The sequence below is a fragment of the Sphingomonas mollis genome, from assembly GCF_016427505.1.
In the GTDB taxonomy this organism is placed as follows: domain Bacteria; phylum Pseudomonadota; class Alphaproteobacteria; order Sphingomonadales; family Sphingomonadaceae; genus Sphingomonas; species Sphingomonas mollis.
The window spans coordinates 506,855-522,571 of record NZ_JAELXS010000001.1; the positions used below are offsets into that span (position 1 = coordinate 506,855).

At 66.3% G+C, this 15,717-nt stretch carries 17 protein-coding genes and 1 pseudogene; 11 read left to right on the plus strand and 7 right to left on the minus strand.

Annotated features, from left to right (window positions below; translation table 11 throughout):
* Nucleotides 1-8: 8 nt before the first annotated feature.
* Nucleotides 9-2,360: a putative bifunctional diguanylate cyclase/phosphodiesterase gene (locus tag JAO74_RS02275; RefSeq protein ID WP_332908708.1), complete on the minus strand. Its 2,352-nt coding sequence runs from the start codon at nt 2,358-2,360 to the stop codon at nt 9-11.
* A gap of 75 nt (nt 2,361-2,435) precedes the next feature.
* A complete protein-coding gene (locus JAO74_RS02280; RefSeq protein WP_199034604.1) occupies nt 2,436-4,184 on the minus strand; it encodes a fatty acyl-AMP ligase in 1,749 nt (582 codons plus the stop codon).
* 76 nt (nt 4,185-4,260) lie between these two features.
* On the opposite strand from JAO74_RS02280, the gene JAO74_RS02285 reads away from it, so the two are divergent.
* From JAO74_RS02285 to JAO74_RS18625, 5 genes and pseudogenes are all read left to right on the plus strand, one after another.
* Nucleotides 4,261-4,833 (plus strand): regulatory protein RecX, encoded by a 573-nt coding sequence (locus JAO74_RS02285; RefSeq protein WP_199034606.1) that lies wholly within the window; start codon nt 4,261-4,263, stop codon nt 4,831-4,833.
* A complete protein-coding gene (locus tag JAO74_RS02290) occupies nt 4,827-5,420 on the plus strand; it encodes a cold-shock protein (protein WP_416194268.1) in 594 nt (197 codons plus the stop codon). The genes JAO74_RS02285 and JAO74_RS02290 overlap by 7 nt, the downstream gene beginning before the upstream one ends.
* Nucleotides 5,417-5,911, plus strand: a complete 495-nt coding sequence (locus JAO74_RS02295) for a DUF192 domain-containing protein (RefSeq protein ID WP_199034610.1) — start codon at nt 5,417-5,419, stop codon at nt 5,909-5,911. Before JAO74_RS02290 ends, JAO74_RS02295 begins: the two co-directional genes overlap by 4 nt.
* Before the next feature lie 45 nt (nt 5,912-5,956).
* The gene (locus tag JAO74_RS02300) at nt 5,957-6,352 is read left to right on the plus strand and encodes an NADH:ubiquinone oxidoreductase subunit NDUFA12 (RefSeq protein ID WP_199034612.1); all 396 of its coding nucleotides are present in this window, start codon (nt 5,957-5,959) and stop codon (nt 6,350-6,352) included.
* Nucleotides 6,353-6,546: 194 nt separating this feature from the next.
* Nucleotides 6,547-6,780, plus strand: a pseudogene (locus tag JAO74_RS18625) (DUF2155 domain-containing protein); the annotation flags it as partial.
* 35 nt (nt 6,781-6,815) lie between these two features.
* Here the strand turns inward: JAO74_RS18625 and aat are convergent.
* The 5 genes from aat to JAO74_RS02330 form a co-directional block, all read right to left on the minus strand.
* On the minus strand, nt 6,816-7,535 hold the full coding sequence (aat, locus tag JAO74_RS02310) for a leucyl/phenylalanyl-tRNA--protein transferase (RefSeq protein ID WP_199034614.1): 720 nt from the start codon (nt 7,533-7,535) through the stop codon (nt 6,816-6,818).
* A gap of 101 nt (nt 7,536-7,636) precedes the next feature.
* Nucleotides 7,637-7,918, minus strand: coding sequence for a hypothetical protein (locus JAO74_RS02315; protein ID WP_332908710.1), 282 nt, complete (start codon nt 7,916-7,918; stop codon nt 7,637-7,639).
* A gap of 154 nt (nt 7,919-8,072) precedes the next feature.
* Nucleotides 8,073-9,359 carry a Y-family DNA polymerase gene (locus JAO74_RS02320; RefSeq protein WP_199035158.1) on the minus strand — a complete coding sequence of 429 codons (1,287 nt, stop codon included), beginning with the start codon at nt 9,357-9,359 and terminating at the stop codon, nt 8,073-8,075.
* Nucleotides 9,360-9,493: 134 nt separating this feature from the next.
* Nucleotides 9,494-9,889 (minus strand): type II toxin-antitoxin system VapC family toxin, encoded by a 396-nt coding sequence (locus JAO74_RS02325; RefSeq protein ID WP_199034619.1) that lies wholly within the window; start codon nt 9,887-9,889, stop codon nt 9,494-9,496.
* The gene (locus JAO74_RS02330; protein WP_199034621.1) at nt 9,886-10,152 is read right to left on the minus strand and encodes a type II toxin-antitoxin system VapB family antitoxin; all 267 of its coding nucleotides are present in this window, start codon (nt 10,150-10,152) and stop codon (nt 9,886-9,888) included. The genes JAO74_RS02325 and JAO74_RS02330 overlap by 4 nt, the downstream gene beginning before the upstream one ends.
* 100 nt (nt 10,153-10,252) lie before the next feature.
* On the opposite strand from JAO74_RS02330, the gene JAO74_RS02335 reads away from it, so the two are divergent.
* From JAO74_RS02335 to JAO74_RS02360, 6 genes are all read left to right on the plus strand, one after another.
* On the plus strand, nt 10,253-11,221 hold the full coding sequence (locus tag JAO74_RS02335) for a cysteine synthase A (protein WP_199034623.1): 969 nt from the start codon (nt 10,253-10,255) through the stop codon (nt 11,219-11,221).
* A gap of 48 nt (nt 11,222-11,269) precedes the next feature.
* A complete protein-coding gene (locus JAO74_RS02340; protein ID WP_199035160.1) occupies nt 11,270-11,569 on the plus strand; it encodes a hypothetical protein in 300 nt (99 codons plus the stop codon).
* A gap of 369 nt (nt 11,570-11,938) precedes the next feature.
* Nucleotides 11,939-12,439 (plus strand): division/cell wall cluster transcriptional repressor MraZ, encoded by a 501-nt coding sequence (locus JAO74_RS02345; protein WP_199034624.1) that lies wholly within the window; start codon nt 11,939-11,941, stop codon nt 12,437-12,439.
* Nucleotides 12,436-13,386 (plus strand): 16S rRNA (cytosine(1402)-N(4))-methyltransferase RsmH, encoded by a 951-nt coding sequence (rsmH, locus tag JAO74_RS02350; RefSeq protein WP_416194270.1) that lies wholly within the window; start codon nt 12,436-12,438, stop codon nt 13,384-13,386. The genes JAO74_RS02345 and rsmH overlap by 4 nt, the downstream gene beginning before the upstream one ends.
* Nucleotides 13,383-14,000 (plus strand): hypothetical protein, encoded by a 618-nt coding sequence (locus tag JAO74_RS02355; RefSeq protein WP_199034626.1) that lies wholly within the window; start codon nt 13,383-13,385, stop codon nt 13,998-14,000. Before rsmH ends, JAO74_RS02355 begins: the two co-directional genes overlap by 4 nt.
* Nucleotides 13,997-15,712 carry a peptidoglycan D,D-transpeptidase FtsI family protein gene (locus JAO74_RS02360; RefSeq protein ID WP_199034628.1) on the plus strand — a complete coding sequence of 572 codons (1,716 nt, stop codon included), beginning with the start codon at nt 13,997-13,999 and terminating at the stop codon, nt 15,710-15,712. Before JAO74_RS02355 ends, JAO74_RS02360 begins: the two co-directional genes overlap by 4 nt.
* Nucleotides 15,713-15,717 lie beyond the last annotated feature (5 nt).

Below are 15,717 nucleotides of genomic sequence, written 5' to 3' on the forward strand. Positions count from 1 at the left end.
AAAAGCGATCAGGCCGCGCGGGAATCGTATCGTTTCTGCACCAGCGCGCGTGCTTCCGCGACCGGTAGCGGCCTGCTGAAATAATATCCCTGAACCTTGGTGCAGCCGAAACCCTGTACCATGCGGTGCTCCGCCTCGGTTTCGACGCCCTCTGCGGTCGTCGCCATGCCGAGGCTGTCGGCCAGAGCCACCACGGCGCGGATGATCGCCACCGCCTCGCGCTCGCCGCGCGATGCGTTCTGCACGAAGCTGCGATCGATCTTGATCGTCGAAAATCGGGTCCGCGACAGATAGCCGAGCGACGAATAGCCCGTGCCGAAATCGTCGAGCGACAATCGCACCCCCAGATCGAGCACCCGCTCCAGCACCTTGGTGGCACCAAGCCCCTCGTGCATGAACACGCTCTCGGTGACTTCCAGCTCCAGCCGCTCCGGCGACAGGCCGGAATTGGCCAGCGCCGACGCCACCGTGGTCACGAAATGCGGGTTCTGCAGCTGATCGGGCGACACGTTGACCGCGACCCGGACATGGCCCGGCCACCGTGCCGCTTCCAGGCAGGCGGTGCGCAACACCCACGCGCCGATCGGTGCGATCAGCCGCGCCTCCTCGGCCAAGGGTATGAACTTCACCGGCGATACCGCACCGAATTCGGTGCTCTGCCAACGTAGCAAGGCCTCGAAACCGCCCAGATTGCCCGTCTCTGCATCGACCACCGGTTGGTAGGCGATGTGCATCTCGCCCTTTTCCAATGCCTGGCGCAGCGCCATTTCCAGCAACCGCCGCTCCTCGGCCTGCGCATGCAACTGCGGCTCATAGGCATGGACGACGCCACCACCCGCATCCTTGGACCGATAGAGCGCCAGATCGGCCGATCGGATCAAGGTCTCGGCATCCTCGCCATCGCGCGGCCCGATCGCGATGCCGATCGAGGCGCCGATATAGAAGGTCTGCTGATCGACCTCATAGGGCCGCGACAGGGTGTCGATGATCCGTTGCGCGCTATGGAGCAAGGCGTCCTCGTCCTTGACGTCCGGCACCACCACCGCGAACTCGTCACCGCCCAACCGGCCGCACAGCGTGCCGCTCTCCATCATCTGGGCGAGACGTTCGGACACCCGGCTCAATACGCGGTCGCCGATCTGATGGCCCAGCGTGTCGTTGACCGCCTTGAACCGATCGAGATCGATCATCATAAAGGCGCAGCGACCGCCCCATTTTTCCGCCTCGGCCATCGCCCGGCCCAGCGTCTCGTTGATGAGCAACCGGTTCGGCAGGCCGGTCAGCGCGTCGTACCGCGCCATGCGGTTGATCTTGTCCGCCGAGGCCCGCTGTTCTGTGATGTCGGAGCCCACGCCGCGAAACCCCGCAAAGCCACCGCGCTCGTCATGGCGTGGCGCGGCGGCCAGTTCCCACCAGCGTTCCTCACCCCCGACGTACACCGGCAACCGCAGGTCGCGAAAACCCTCCCGTCCGTTCAGCCGGCCAGCCAGTTCGTGCAGGCCGGCGGCGAATTGCCCGCTATCCCAGTTCGGTCCCGCCAGCACCTGCAACAGGGGCATGCCGTTGATCGTGATCGGATCGAGGCCGCAGGCGACCGCGAATCGAGGGCTGGCCTTCACCACCCGCCGGCCCTTGTCGGTTTCCCACAGCCAGTCGGCGCCGGCTTCCTCGAACTCGCGCAGCAACAGGCTGACCGTCTCGTCCCGTTCGCCCAGTGCGATCTCGGCCGCCCGCAACGCCACCAATCCCCGCGCCCGACTGATGCAGATGGCGACCAGCAGGATGCAGAAGACCGAAAATCCTGCCGACGCCGCGAAATTATGTTCGAACGCCAGCCTGCCGATCAGCGCAAGCCCCAGCACCAGCAGAAAACCCAACGTGGCCAATACCAGTGGCGCCATCGTGAAGGCGGCGGCGGTCATCATGATGGCCATGACGATGCCCAGACCGGCAGCCACCCCCGGTGCGGTCTGCGGGCAGAAGACGATCGGCACGACCGACCAGATGAAACCGAGCGCCAGCCCTTCCAGCCCCGTGTTGCGGACGTCGGCGAGGCTCGCATAGCCGTTCTGGCGGTGTCTGGTGGAATGGCGGCGATGCGCGACGACGCCCGCGATCGTTAGCGTGACGGCCGCCCACAGACCCAGCTGCCATGCCGCGATCCAGGGGCGCAGCAGCCACAGGGTGGCGATGGCACCGGTGATGTTCGCCGCCAGCATGAACAGCGCAAGCCGGCGTCCCGCAAACAGCTGGGTCGCGCGGATCCTGCCCCATTCGGCCGTCCCCGCACGCTCGCGCAGCGCCAGCAGATCGCTGATGCCGGCCGGCGGGGGTGTCACGGGGGCGTCGTCGTCGTTCACCCCCCGGATTATAATGCCAGATAGTTAGCAGCAGGTTTCCGTGGTGCCGCAATATCGGTGGGGGCGGTCGAACGATCAGGCGGCGATATCGTAAGGCTTGATCTCGCCCGCCAGATACAGGTTGCGCGCCTTCGCCCGGGACAGCTTGCCCGACGAGGTACGGGGCAGCGTGCGCGGCGGGATCAATTCGATCACGCAGTTCATGCCCGTCACCGACCGCACCCGCTCGCGAATCGCATCACGCAGACGCGTGCGCTCGCCATCGTCGGAACTGCGGCACTGGACGAGTACGGCGGGCGTCTCTTCGCCACCGGGGGTCGTGATCGCAAAGGCGGCTATGTCACCGGCCTTGAAGCCCGGCAGCTGTTCCACCGCCCATTCGATATCCTGCGGCCAGTGATTGCGGCCGTTGACGATGATCATGTCCTTCGCGCGGCCTACAATGTAAATATAGCCGTCCGACATGTATCCCATGTCGCCGGTATCCAGCCAGCCATCGACAAGACAGGCGTCGGTCGCCGCCTGATCGCGGAAATAACCAACCATGACCGATGGGCCACGGCACCAGACCTTGCCGATCGCCCGTTCGGGCAGTGGCGTGCCGTTTTCCTCACGGATCGCGACCTCCATGTCACGCACGGGCTTGCCGCAGTTCACGATCGCGCGGAAACGCTGCGGCCGGTCGTCATTGGCATGCGCGCCCGACAACTCGGTCTCCTCGACCAGTTCGACGCGGATGCCCTCGCCCGGCGGCATGATCGACACCGCCAGCGTCGCCTCGGCCAGGCCATAGGACGGCAGGAAGGCACCCGCCTGAAATCCGGCATCGGCGAATGCATCGACGAAGCTCTGCATCACATCCGGGCGAATCATGTCGGCGCCATTGCCCGCCACCCGCCAGCGCGACAGGTCGAACCGGTCGGACGCCTTGGTCAGCGACGAGATGCGCCGCGCGCAGATGTCGTACCCGAAGGTCGGCGAATAGGAGAGGGTGGTACCCCCGTTACGGCTGATGAGGTCAAGCCACGCCAGCGGCCGTCGCGCGAAGTCCTCGGTCTTCAGATAATCGGTGGATACCTGATTGGCGACCGGCGACAGGAAGCAACCGACCAGACCCATGTCATGATACCATGGCAGCCACGATACGCAGCGGTCACTGGCCTGCACCTTCATCCCATGGCTGTGCGCGGCAAGATTGTTGAGCAGCGCCCGGTGAGTGATGGCGACGCCGTGCGGAAAGCGGGTCGAGCCACTGGAATATTGCAGATACGCGACCTGATCGCCGTCCGCCTGCGGCAGATCGACCGCCGGTGCCTCACGCTCGGCAAAGCTGGCCCAGTCGATACCCGCCACGCCCGCCTGAACCGCGGCGTCACCGGCCAGCGACGCCAGCTCCGGGGGATAGATCAACATGCTGGGATCGCAACTGGCCAGCTGCACACGCAACTGGTCGATGTACGAATCGCGTCCGCCGAACGAGGTCGGCAGCGGCAACGGCACCGGCCATGCCCCGGCATAGACCACGCCGAAGAACAACGCCGCGAACTGCGCCGATGTTTCGGCGACCAGCGCGATCCGATCCTCCGGCTTGATCCCGGCGGCGACCAGCCGCCGTGCCATGGCCAGCGCGTCGTCGCGCAGCGCGGCATAGGCGTAAGGCTGCGTCAGCGTGCCGCGGGCATCGTGGAAATTCAGCCCGCGCGATCCTTGCGCGGCGTAATCCAGTGCGTCACCCAGCGTCTCGAAATCGGCGAAACGGCGGGGAAGCTCGTCCTGGGTCGGCGTCGCGATCGGCGCGGCCTGGGATTGAGTTTCGGTCGTCATCGTCACAAGTGATCCTTCGGAGCTGCGCAGGTGCGCCGATTGTCTCTTCCTTAGGCAGTGTGGCACAATAAAGGCGATGACAGGACCAACCCGAACCGCACGGACGATACCGCCGCTCGATTCGGCCGCGCTGGAACGGCTGGCGCTGCGCTATGTCGAGCGGTTCGCGACCACGCGCGGCAAGCTGGCCGACTATCTTCGCCGCAAGATCCGGGAGCGGGGATGGGATGGTCCCGCCGCCGATCCGCAGGAGTTGGCGGAGCGGATGGTGACGCTGGGCTATGTCGACGACCGTGCGTTTGCAGAGGCACGGGCCGTATCGCTCACCCGGCGGGGTCTGGGGGCGGGACGAGTGACCGCGGCACTGCGTCAGGCCCGTGTCGGCGAGGCCGATGCGGCGGCCGTCCGTCCCGTAATGATACGATCTACAATCGACAGCGCGCTGACGATGGCGCGGAAGCGACGCTTCGGCCCCTTTGCCCTGACGGTCGCGGATCGCCCCCTGCAGGAGAAGCAGATAGCGGCGATGGTGCGGGCGGGGCACTCGTTCGGTCTGTCGCGACGTATCGTCACGACGGCGCCGGACGCCGTGGTCGATTTCGACGGCGTCATGCCGACTGAATATTGCGAGATCGATGAACCATGCTAGCAGGGGCCGATCAGGGGTTAGGTATGCCGTCGGAAACGCATGTGGCGCACACCGACGACGGTGCGGCGCCGGATGCCGTGCCGGTCGGAGGTGTAATCAAATGGTTCGACGTGACCCGCGGCTTCGGCTTCGCGGTCGCGGACGATGCCACGATGGGCGATATCCTCGTCCATTTCAGCGTGCTGCAACCGCATGGACGGCGAAGCCTGCCCGAAGGCGCGCGGATCGAGACGATGTCGGTCGAACGGGGCCGTGGTTTCCAGGCGCGTGAAATCCTGACGATCGACCTGTCCGGTGCCGTCGAGGAAGCGCCACCACCACGCGCGCGCGATCTGAAGGACCGGATCGATCCGGTCACGCTGATCGACACGGCGGGGCCGTTCGAACCCGCCAGCGTCAAATGGTTCAATCGTCTGAAGGGCTATGGCTTTCTGGTCCGCGACAGCGATGGCAGCGATGTCTTCGTCCATATGGAAACGTTGCGGCGCGGCGGCATCGCCGAGGTCGAACCCGAACAGCGGCTGCGCGCGCGGATCGTGTCTGGTCGAAAAGGGCCACTGGCGGTCGTGGTCGAGGCCAGCGAATGAAGGCGATTACCGCCGGGCTGTCCGTCGGCCTGATGCTCGCCGGCTGTGGTGATTCAGGTATGAAAGATGCAGCCACCCGGATCGTCCCGGTCACGATCGTCAGCGGTGGTACCCACCACGTCTTTCGGGCGGAACTGGCGCAGACCACCGCCGAACAGGCGCGCGGCCTGATGTTCCGCACCGACCTGCCCCCCGATTCGGCCATGCTCTTCGCGCCCTATCCGCCCGAAGGTGGCCCGGCGCGCGAGGCGAGCTTCTGGATGAAGAACACGCCCAGCGCGCTCGACATCATCTTCATCCGGGCGGACGGCAGCATCGCGCGCATTGCCGATAACACGATACCCTTTTCCGAAGCGCCCGTCGCATCGGGCGAGCCGATCGCCGCCGTGCTGGAAGTGCCGGGCGGCCGCGCCGCTGAACTGGGTATCGGCGAGGGCGATATGGTCCGCTGGCCCGTATCCGCCACGGCAGCCCCCGGACCGGCCAGATGAAGGTCGTTGTTGATGGGCGGCGATGGGCGCGGTAAGCGCTGTCGCATGGGTATCCTGACCTCGATCTTCACCTGGTGGAATGGCGCCACCATCGGCACGCGCTTCTATGGCCTGCGGGGCATGACCAGGGTCGGCGACGACGCACTGGGCAATGTCTATTATCAGGGTGGCGCCGATACGGCGGGCCTGCCCCGTCGCTGGGTCATCTATCTTGGCGCCAACGATGCCAGCCGCGTACCGCCCGACTGGTTCGCCTGGCTGCACCGTCAGGTCGACGAAGTGCCCGATCGCTCACTGCCGCCCCAGCGCGTGTGGGAGAAGCCGGCGGTTGCGAACATGACCGGCACCGCACTCGCCTATCGCCCCGCCGGTGCCATGGAGAAGGGCGGCCATCGCGCCGCCGCGACCGGCGACTACGAAGCCTGGACGCCGGAGGGATGATCCGCTGGCTCGCCGCGGCCGTGCTGGTCGTGGCGCTGGGGGTCGGCGGCTGGCTCGGCTACCGCGCGCTGCAAGGACCGACCACGCCGACGACCGGCGTCGCGGTGCAACAGGACGTGCCGGAGGGAGCGCCTTCCGATATCGAGACACTCGATACCGGCGCGACGCAGGCGGCGGTCGCGGGTGCCACACCGATGGCGGACCGGGTCGCGGTACTGGGCCTGTTGAACAAGCGGAACGGCGAAAGCCGCGAACTGACGGTGAAGCCGGGTCATGCGGTTCGCGTCGGCGATGTCGTCGTCCGGCTGCGCGCCTGCGACCGGACCGCGCCATGGGAGGTCGATCAGCTGACCGGCGCCTTCGTGCAGCTCAACGTCCGTGGACCCGACCGCGCGTGGCGTCGCGCCTTTTCCGGCTGGCTGTTCAAGGAGCGACCGGCACTAAACGTCGTCCAGCACCCGGTTTACGACGTGTGGACCAAAAGCTGCACGATGTCCTTCCCGACGACCGGACCGGATACCGAGACGTTGTCGGTGCCGCCGCGGTCGAGCCGGCCGAAATCGCCCGAGGCCAGCACACCCGCCGCCGATGGCGAGCCATCCACGACACCGGCCAACGCGTCGGACAACAACCCCATATAATCCGCGCGCGGCATCTCCACCGCGCCCAGCGATGCCAGATGTGGTGTCTGGAACTGACAATCGAGCAACGTGAAGCCGCCTGCGATCAATCGGGCCACCAGCCACGCCAGCGCCACCTTCGACGCATCGGTCGCGCGGCTGACCATGCTTTCGCCGAAGAACGCACGGCCCAGTGCCAGGCCGTACAGGCCTCCGACCAGACGGTCCCCGTCCCAGCACTCGATTGAGTGTGCATGGCCCATCGCGTGCAGGCGGATGAACACCTGTTCGATGCTGCCGTTGATCCACGTGTCCGGACGGCCCTCGATGCTTTCGGCACAGAGGCGCAGGATGCCGGCAAAGTCCTTGTCCGCCGTCACCCGGAACCGGTCCGCGACCAACGTCCGCCGCAAGGTGCGTGACAGGCGAAACCCGTCCAAGGGCAGGATGGCCCGCTGCCGTGGCTCCACCCAATATACGCTGTCGGCATCGCGATGGTCGGCCATCGGGAACACCCCGACCGCATAGGCGCCGAGCACGAGTTGCGGATCAAGAGTATCCATGGTCGCCGATCACGGTGGCGGCAGGGCGTGCCGGTGGCAAGTGCCAAGAAAAAGGCCGGCGGATCACTCCACCGGCCCGATGATGTCATGATCGGCAACGATCAGGTGTGGCAGCTAAGCGCCTTCTTGCCCGGCTCGGTCACCGTCACGGCCTTGTCGTCGCCGGTCAGCTTCCAGCCGCCTTCGGCGGTATAGGGCTCACCCTTCGCCGGGGCGGTCAGGCGGGTCGGGGTGCCGGTTGCCGGGATGCGGACGTTGGCCAGTGTATCGCCCTGGAAGAAGGCGACGCCGATGACCGATCCATCCGCACAACGGAACGTCTTGTCCGCGCGGATGGCCGGCGGCAGCTCGACCGGCGCGGCATTGGCGATCTGATTGGCCATGGGATCCGGATTGGAATCAAGCACTTCAGGCGTGGATGGCTGCGAGTTGCACGCAGTCAGGAGCGCGAGTGGCGCGGCGATGAGGAGGATATGCATCTTCATAGCGGGACGACGCTTTGCCGATCTGCTGCGGTGCGTCAAGCGACAGCCTGCCTTACTCATGAAACTCCGCGGCCTCCGGAATGCGGCCAAAGGCGATGCGGGTGCCGATCCGGTCGAGCCGCCCGCCGTTCAGCGGCCCGACTGACACGGCATTGCGACCCCAACGCTGGTTGATCCGGTCCATCGCCCGGCTGAGCGCCAGTCCCCGCGTCTCGCGCGCCAGCGGATCGTCCGGATCGAGAAAGGCGAACAGCGATCCCTGTTCGGCGGCGACCGGTTCGATCTCGGCCAATGTCACGCCGACCAGACGCAACCGGAACCCGCCGGGCCGGGAAGATGCGGCGGCGTGCAGACGGGGAAACAGCGTGTCGAGATGATGAAGCACGACGAAGCTGTCCTGCGTCGCGGGCAGCTTGATCGAGGTCCGCCAGCTCGATTTGTCATCCTCGAACCGGGCATGGAGCATCAACAGCCGCGCGCGATAGCCCTTGCGCCGCAACCGGCTGGCGGCCTTCAGCGCGAGGCGCCGCGCCGTGAGGCGCGCCGGTTCGACACCGCGATGGCGCGGCGACAGGACATGGCTATGCCCGACGGTGCGCGACCGGGTCGGCCGATCGGGCAAGTCGACCCCGTGCAGCAGATACCATAGCCGATCGCCATCTGTGCCGCCCCAGGCCATACCGGCATCGCGCGGCCGACGATCACACAGCTGCCGGATATCGTTGACGCCGTCGCGGGCCAGCCGCCGTTCCATCTTTTCGCCGATGCCCGCGATGTCGCGCAGGCGCAGATCGAACAACGCATGCGGCAGATCGCCTTGTTCGAAGACGACCAGTCCGTCGGGTTTACGCAGGTCCGACGCCAGCTTGGCCAGCAGGCGATTGGGGGCGATACCGATCGACGATGTCAGCCGCTCGCCGACCCGCCCGGTGATGCCCGCCTTGATCCGGCCAGCCAGCGCCACCGCGGCGTCGCGGCCGTTCTCATTGTCGAGCAGGCGGCAGGCGACCTCGTCGATCGAACAGACGCGGGTGATCGGGATATGCCGCTCGACCTCGGCGATGATCGCGTCGTGGAACTCGACATAGCGTTCGTGCCGCGCGGGCGTGACGATGACCTGCGGACACAATTCCTTCGCGCGCCAGACCGGCGTACCGGTGCCGATGCCATACCGCTTGGCCTCGATCGACGCGGCGATCGCCACGGTCGTATCGGAACCGACCGGCGCCACCAGTACCGGCCGCCCACGCAACGACGGCTGCAACTGCTGCTCGACACTGGCGAAATAGGAATTCAGGTCGAGGAACAGCCAGCGTAACGGTCGTGGTGGCAAGTTCATGATGTCGCGATCATCATCCCATGCCGACTGCTTGTCGGGAGGGGAGGCGAGGACAGCAGAAGAGTGAGTCGGTGCAACCACGATTGCAGAACAATACAGGAACAAATTGGTCGCGCCAGCGCATTTCCGCCGGCTCAGCGGATAGCGGCGATCACATCGGTATGCGCAAAATCGTCACCCTTGAAGAGTAGGGGCTCTCCGGTTTCTTTCGCCAGCGCATAGGCAAAGCAATCGCCAAAATTCAGGTCGGCCCGATGGCCGATGCCCCGGCCAAAACGGCGATAGGCTTCGCGCCCTATCCGCGCCTGTTCGCGGGAAACGGCCTCTATGGCGATATCAAATGTCTGAAATAGCATTTCAATTTCATAGGCTATGGCGGGCGTGCCGCGACTGATCGCCACGATCTCCAACTCGATCCATGAACCCGCCGACATCCTCGGATGCTCCGCCACGGCCAGTCGTGACAGGAAAAGGTCCTTCTCCGGCTCGCCAAAGACGATCGCGATGATGGCGGATGTGTCGACGATCATCGCGGCAAGCCATCCTCATCGTAAAGTTCGTCCATGATCTCCTTCGACGTCTTGCCGCGCCATCCTTCGGGAAGCTGTGCCTGAATGCGATCCACAATTTCGTTCGCCCGTCGAATTTTGTCAGCGACCAGATCCTCGCGCTCGCGCCATTCGCGATCGATCGCGGCGCGGATCACCTCGGTCATCGACCGGCCACTGCCGCTCGCCAGTTCCCGCGTCTTGCGAACGGTTTCCGCGTCCTTGATGTTGAACTGAACACCCATCTTCTACCTCTTGGCGCACCTGTTATACCGTCAGTCGGAGTTGCCCGCAACGAAGCCACTATCGCTTGCCGGGGGCGGGGGCGCGGGCCATCTAGCGGCGATGCATACAGCTCCCGACACGCTTTCCCTTATCGGCCATACGCCGCTCGTCCGTCTGAAAGGACCAAGCGAAGAGACGGGCTGCGACATCTTCGGCAAGTGCGAATTCGCCAACCCCGGCGCCTCGATCAAGGACCGCGCGGCGCTGTTCATCGTCGAGGATGCCGAGGCGCGGGGCACGTTGCAGGCCGGCGGCACCATCGTCGAGGGGACGGCGGGCAACACGGGCATCGGGCTGGCGCTGGTCGCCAATGCCAAGGGGTACAGGACGATCATCGTCATGCCCGAAACGCAAAGTCGGGAAAAGATGGACACGCTGCGCGCGCTAGGTGCCGAACTGGTCCTGGTGCCCGCTGCGCCCTATGCCAGCCCGTGCCATTTCGTGCACACCTCGCGCCGGATCGCCGAGGAGACCCCCGGCGCGATCTGGGCAAACCAGTTCGACAACATCGCCAACCGCCGCGCACATATCGTCGGCACTGCCGAGGAGATCTGGGCGCAGATGGACGGTCGCATCGACGGCTTCACCTGTGCGGCCGGCACCGGCGGCACCATCGCCGGCGTCGGCATGGGGCTGAAGGCGAAGGATGAAGGGGTCACGATCGCCCTGACCGACCCGCACGGCGCGGCGCTGTACGAATATTATGCCCATGGCGAGTTGAAGTCGGAGGGGTCGTCCGTCGCCGAGGGCATCGGTCAGGGCCGGATCACCGCCAATCTGGAAGGGGCGCCGATCGACACGCAATTCCGGGTCGGCGATCAGGAAGGATATGACTGGGTCCGCCGTCTGCTCGACGAAGAGGGACTGTGTCTCGGCCTGTCATCGGGCATCAACGTCGCTGGCGCGATACGGCTGGCGCGGTCGCTGGGGCCGGGCAAGCGGATCGCGACGATCCTGTGCGACACGGGTTTTCGCTATCTGTCGACGCTGCACGATCCGGCGTGGCGCGCGCAAAAGGGGCTGGCCTGAGGATCGGCTTGAGCAGCGCACGCTATGTTGTTACATTCCGACGACGAGATGAAAGGCAAGCCCGACCCCTCGCAATCGCTCCAGCGCATCAAGGTCGGTATGATCGGCCTCGCCGTGGTGGTAATGCTGATCGCCCTGGCGAGCACCGTGCTGCGTCTGGCGACGCATGAGCAGCCGGTGGGTGGCTCCGCTCAGGCCAATGTCGTGGCCGAAATGGCCGCCGGCAACGATATGTCGATGATGGGCTCCGGCGAACCGCTCGCGGAAATGGGGGCGGCGCCCAGCAGCGCCAACCCGGTGTCCGCGCCTGCCCCCGCGCCCACGGCCGAAGTGACCACCGCGCCCTGACGGGCTTCTCCTGAAGACATCCCGCGATATTTGAACGTCGGCACGGGTCGGCGATCTCTCCTCCATCGCTGCCTGTGTATCGATGCAGGCGTTTGGGGCTGTCGATGCATCCCCGCAGCGGTCGAATACATGACCGCCGCGTATCGGGGTTCCCGCAACGAATTGTATAAGCCCGGCTATCCCGTCCAGACCGTCAAATGAGGGGGATTATCCCCACAAATCCCCAAAAATCCCGTTGCTAGCCACGGGGGTCGCTGGTACACCCAGGTTACTTCAGGGGCAGACTCTCCGAATGCGTTGGGCATCCGGATCGTGGCGATGGTCGCGGTCCGAGGCCGGAGAGTCGTGTGTGCCGGGGTGGAGTTTGGCGTGTTGAACAGGGGGCGGTATCAGGGAGACGGCATTGGCCTTGTCGACGACAAGGGCCGGGTTGCTATCCCCTCCGCACTTCGCGCCACGCTCGCCGCCAATGCGCCCAAGGCGGATGGCAAGACCGGCGGCACGATCATCATCGGCGCCCACCAGAAGAACCGCTGCCTCGTCGCCTATGATTCGGGCTATCTCGACATCCTGGCCGAGCGGCTGGATCGTCGCGAGGCGGAAAATACCAGCGCGGACGGTGAGTACGACTACAATATCAAGCGTCGCGCCGCGGCGGGCGAAGCGGTGCCGTTCGACGGTTCCGGTCGCTTCATCATGCCGGCGTTCCCCCGTTTCTATGCCGGCATCGGCGAGCATGCGTTCTTCTATGGCGTGCTCGACTATATCGAAATCTGGGATCCCCAGACCCTGATCGCGACCGAGGATATGCCTGTCGTCGTCAAGGAAATGGCACGCTTCTATATGCAGTCGAAGGGAATCGCGCTGTGAGCGCCCCGCATGTCCCCGTGCTGATGACCGAAGTCGTCGCCGCGCTCGCTCCCGCTTCGGGTGAGGTGATGGTCGATGCGACCTTCGGTGCCGGCGGTTATACCCGTGCCATCCTGACCAGCGGCGCGCGGGTGATCGCGTTCGATCGCGATCCCGATGCGATCGCCGCCGGTGAAGCTGCCGCGATCGACGGGCTGACGCTGATCCATGCCGATTTCTCGGCGATGGAGTCGGCGCTGGACGGAATCGGCGCCGGGCCGGTCGATGGCGTAACGATGGATATCGGCGTGTCGTCGATGCAGCTGGATCAGGCGGATCGCGGCTTTTCGTTCCAGTCCGATGGACCACTCGACATGCGCATGGCGCAGGCCGGCATGAGCGCGGCCGAGTTCTGCAACGAGGCCGATGAAGCGCTGATCGCCGACGTCATCTATCGGTATGGCGACGAGCCCAAATCGCGGCGGATCGCCCGCGCCATCGTCGCGGCGCGACCGTTGACCCGGACCGGCGAACTGGCCTCGATCGTCCGTCGCGCGCTGGGCTACAAGCCGCACGACAAGAAGGACCCGGCGACGCGGACCTTCCAGGCGATCCGCATCCATGTGAACCGCGAACTGGGCGAACTGGCCGATGGTCTCGCCGCGGCGGAACGCGTGTTGAAACCGGGTGGCCGGCTGGCGGTGGTGACGTTCCACAGCCTGGAGGATCGCATGGTGAAGCGGTTTCTGCGCGATCGGTCGGGCGGTGCGCCTTCAGCATCGCGTCATCTGCCGCAGGCCATTCAGGGTCCGGCACCGAGTTTCGAACTGGTCGGCCGCGGTGTCCGCGCCGGCGAGGCGGAGGTGGCCGCGAACCCGCGCGCCCGCTCCGCGACATTGCGGACGGCACGGCGGACGGCGGCGCCGGCGTGGCAGGACGACCTTGGGCATGTGGAGGTGAGCGTATGACGGCGGCGTACAGACTAAGGGGGATCGGCTGGTTCGGCGGGTGCGTCGCGATCGTGCTCGGCTTCTACCTCGTCTCGCTGCAGGTCGCGGGCGAGCGCAAGAAGCTCGAACAGGTCAACCGCCGCATCACGGTCGCCGAGCGTGATATCCGCGCGCTGGAGACCGAGTTCGACACGCGCGCGAATCTGGCCCAGCTGGAAAAGTGGAACGGTGACACGCTGGCCCTGTCGGCGCCCACCGCCGGCCAGTTCGTCAGCGACGAGGCGCAGCTCGCCTCGCTCGACGTGACCGCGCCGATGGGCGGGGCCACGGTTCGGACCGCCGCGCTGGTCGTGCCCGCCGGTGCTGCCCCGGCACAGCCCGCCGCGATGACGCTCGTCGCCGCCAATACCCCGCCGCCCGTTGCCGCCCCCGCCGTCCAGCGGGCGATCGCCACGGTCGCGATCGCACCCACGCGCAGCACGGAGATGTCGGTCGCCCGCCGCGCCGCCGTCGCCGCGGTGGCGAAGGTGCGGCCGGAAGCGGTCGCGCTGCTCGATCGCAAGCTGCTGTCCGACACCACGCTCGGCGACATCCTGTCGGGCGCACGCGCCGAGGCGGGTCGCAAGCGTTGACCGCCCTCGTCGCCCGGCCGATCGCGCAACGCGGTAACGCCAAGCAGCGCCATCAACTGGTGGCGACCGCCCACACGCGGCTGATGATGCTGATGCTGCTGTTCGCCATGGCGGTGGTGCTGGTACTCGGGCGGCTGGCGGTGCTGGCGATGTTTTCGGGTGCGGAGGCGCAGGCCCGTGTCGCGACGCTGGCGGGGCGGGGCGACATCGTCGATCGCAATGGCGCGCCGCTCGCCCGGACGATCGATGCCTGGACGATCGCGGTGCATCCGCGCGACCTGATGGGCGACAAGATGGAGCTGGCATCGAAGCTGGCCGCGCTGATGCCCGATCGCGGCGATCAGGCCTGGTTCTATGGCCAGCTGACCAAGGACGTCTCGTTCACCTATCTGCAACGCCGCGCCTCGCCCGCCCTGGTCGAGCAGGTCAATGCGCTGGGCGAGCCGGCGATCGTCTTCGCGCGCGAAACGCAGCGCCTGTATCCGCAATCGTCGATGGCCGCGCATGCGCTCGGCTTCCTGTCGACCGATGGCCACGGCATGAGCGGTATGGAGCGCGTGCTCGACGAACGCCTGACCAACCCCGCCACCGCCGGCCAGCCGGTCGCCCTGTCGATCGATACTCGCGTGCAGGCGGCGATGGAGAGCGAACTCGGCCGCGCGATGACCACCTTCTCGGCGCGTGGCGCGGGTGGCATCGTCCTGGATGTCGCGACGGGCGAGGTGATCGCCATGGTGTCGCTGCCGACGTTCAATCCCAACCGCGTCGGCATGGCCGGCAGCGAGGAACTGCGCAACATCACCACCCAGAGCGTGTTCGAACTTGGCTCCACCTTCAAGCCGATCACGATGGCGACGGCGATGGATACCGGCGTCGTCACCTCCTTCGCACGCCGCTTCGACGCGACCCACCCGCTAAAGGTCGGCGGCTATACGATCCATGACGAGCGCGGCGACCCGAAGCGCTGGCTGAACATGGCGGAAACGCTGATCTATTCGTCCAACATCGCCACCGCCCGCGTCGCCGACGAGGTCGGGCCGCAGCGGATGCAGGCGATGTTCAGGAAGCTCGGTTTCGATACCAAGCCCGATATCGAACTGCGCGAAAAGGGCGGCCCGCTGTGGCCGAAATACTGGGCGCGTACCACGACGATGACCACCGCCTACGGCCACGGCATCGCGGTGACGCCGCTGCATCTCGCCAACGCCTATGCCACGCTCGTCAATGGCGGGATCTGGCGGCCGGCGACGTTGCTGAAGGTCGAACCGGGTCATGCCGCCGCCGGCCGCCGCGTCATCAGCGAACAGACGAGTGCTCGGATGCGGCAGATGCTGCGCCTGATCGTCCAGCGCGGCACCGGTCGCAAGGGCGAGGCGCCGGGATACCGCGTCGGCGGCAAGACCGGCACGGCCGAGGCGGCGGTGGCGGGTGGCTATGACCGTTCGCGCAACGTCGCGACCTTCGCGGCGGCATTCCCGATGGATGCGCCCCGTTACGTCGTGCTCGCCATGCTCGATTCGCCGCTGGGCACGAAGGAGACTTCCGGGTGGAAGACCGCCGCGTGGAACGCCGCCCCCGTCGTCGGGCGCACGATTTCGCGGGTCGGGGCGATCCTGGGCGTGGTTCCCGACGAGGCGCGCGATATCGACGTGTCGGATATCACGCCGACCCTGTGGGACGATCCCAGCCGCCGACCGGCGACCGGCCAATGAGCGGC

Excerpts from the sequence above, each read along its gene's own strand:
- JAO74_RS02295 (WP_199034610.1), top strand. The coding sequence starts at position 5,417 with ATGAAGGCGATTACCGCCGGGCTGTCCGTCGGCCTGATGCTCGCCGGC.
- JAO74_RS02330 (WP_199034621.1), bottom strand. The coding sequence starts at position 10,152 with ATGGGTGTTCAGTTCAACATCAAGGACGCGGAAACCGTTCGCAAGACG.
- JAO74_RS02315 (WP_332908710.1), bottom strand. The coding sequence starts at position 7,918 with ATGGCCAATCAGATCGCCAATGCCGCGCCGGTCGAGCTGCCGCCGGCC.
- JAO74_RS02285 (WP_199034606.1), top strand. The coding sequence starts at position 4,261 with ATGACAGGACCAACCCGAACCGCACGGACGATACCGCCGCTCGATTCG.
- aat (WP_199034614.1), bottom strand. The coding sequence starts at position 7,535 with ATGGATACTCTTGATCCGCAACTCGTGCTCGGCGCCTATGCGGTCGGG.
- JAO74_RS02335 (WP_199034623.1), top strand. The coding sequence starts at position 10,253 with ATGCATACAGCTCCCGACACGCTTTCCCTTATCGGCCATACGCCGCTC.
- JAO74_RS02300 (WP_199034612.1), top strand. The coding sequence starts at position 5,957 with ATGGGTATCCTGACCTCGATCTTCACCTGGTGGAATGGCGCCACCATC.
- JAO74_RS02325 (WP_199034619.1), bottom strand. The coding sequence starts at position 9,889 with ATGATCGTCGACACATCCGCCATCATCGCGATCGTCTTTGGCGAGCCG.
- JAO74_RS02355 (WP_199034626.1), top strand. The coding sequence starts at position 13,383 with ATGACGGCGGCGTACAGACTAAGGGGGATCGGCTGGTTCGGCGGGTGC.
- JAO74_RS02340 (WP_199035160.1), top strand. The coding sequence starts at position 11,270 with ATGAAAGGCAAGCCCGACCCCTCGCAATCGCTCCAGCGCATCAAGGTC.
- JAO74_RS02320 (WP_199035158.1), bottom strand. The coding sequence starts at position 9,359 with ATGAACTTGCCACCACGACCGTTACGCTGGCTGTTCCTCGACCTGAAT.
- JAO74_RS02280 (WP_199034604.1), bottom strand. The coding sequence starts at position 4,184 with ATGACGACCGAAACTCAATCCCAGGCCGCGCCGATCGCGACGCCGACC.
- JAO74_RS02290 (WP_416194268.1), top strand. The coding sequence starts at position 4,827 with ATGCTAGCAGGGGCCGATCAGGGGTTAGGTATGCCGTCGGAAACGCAT.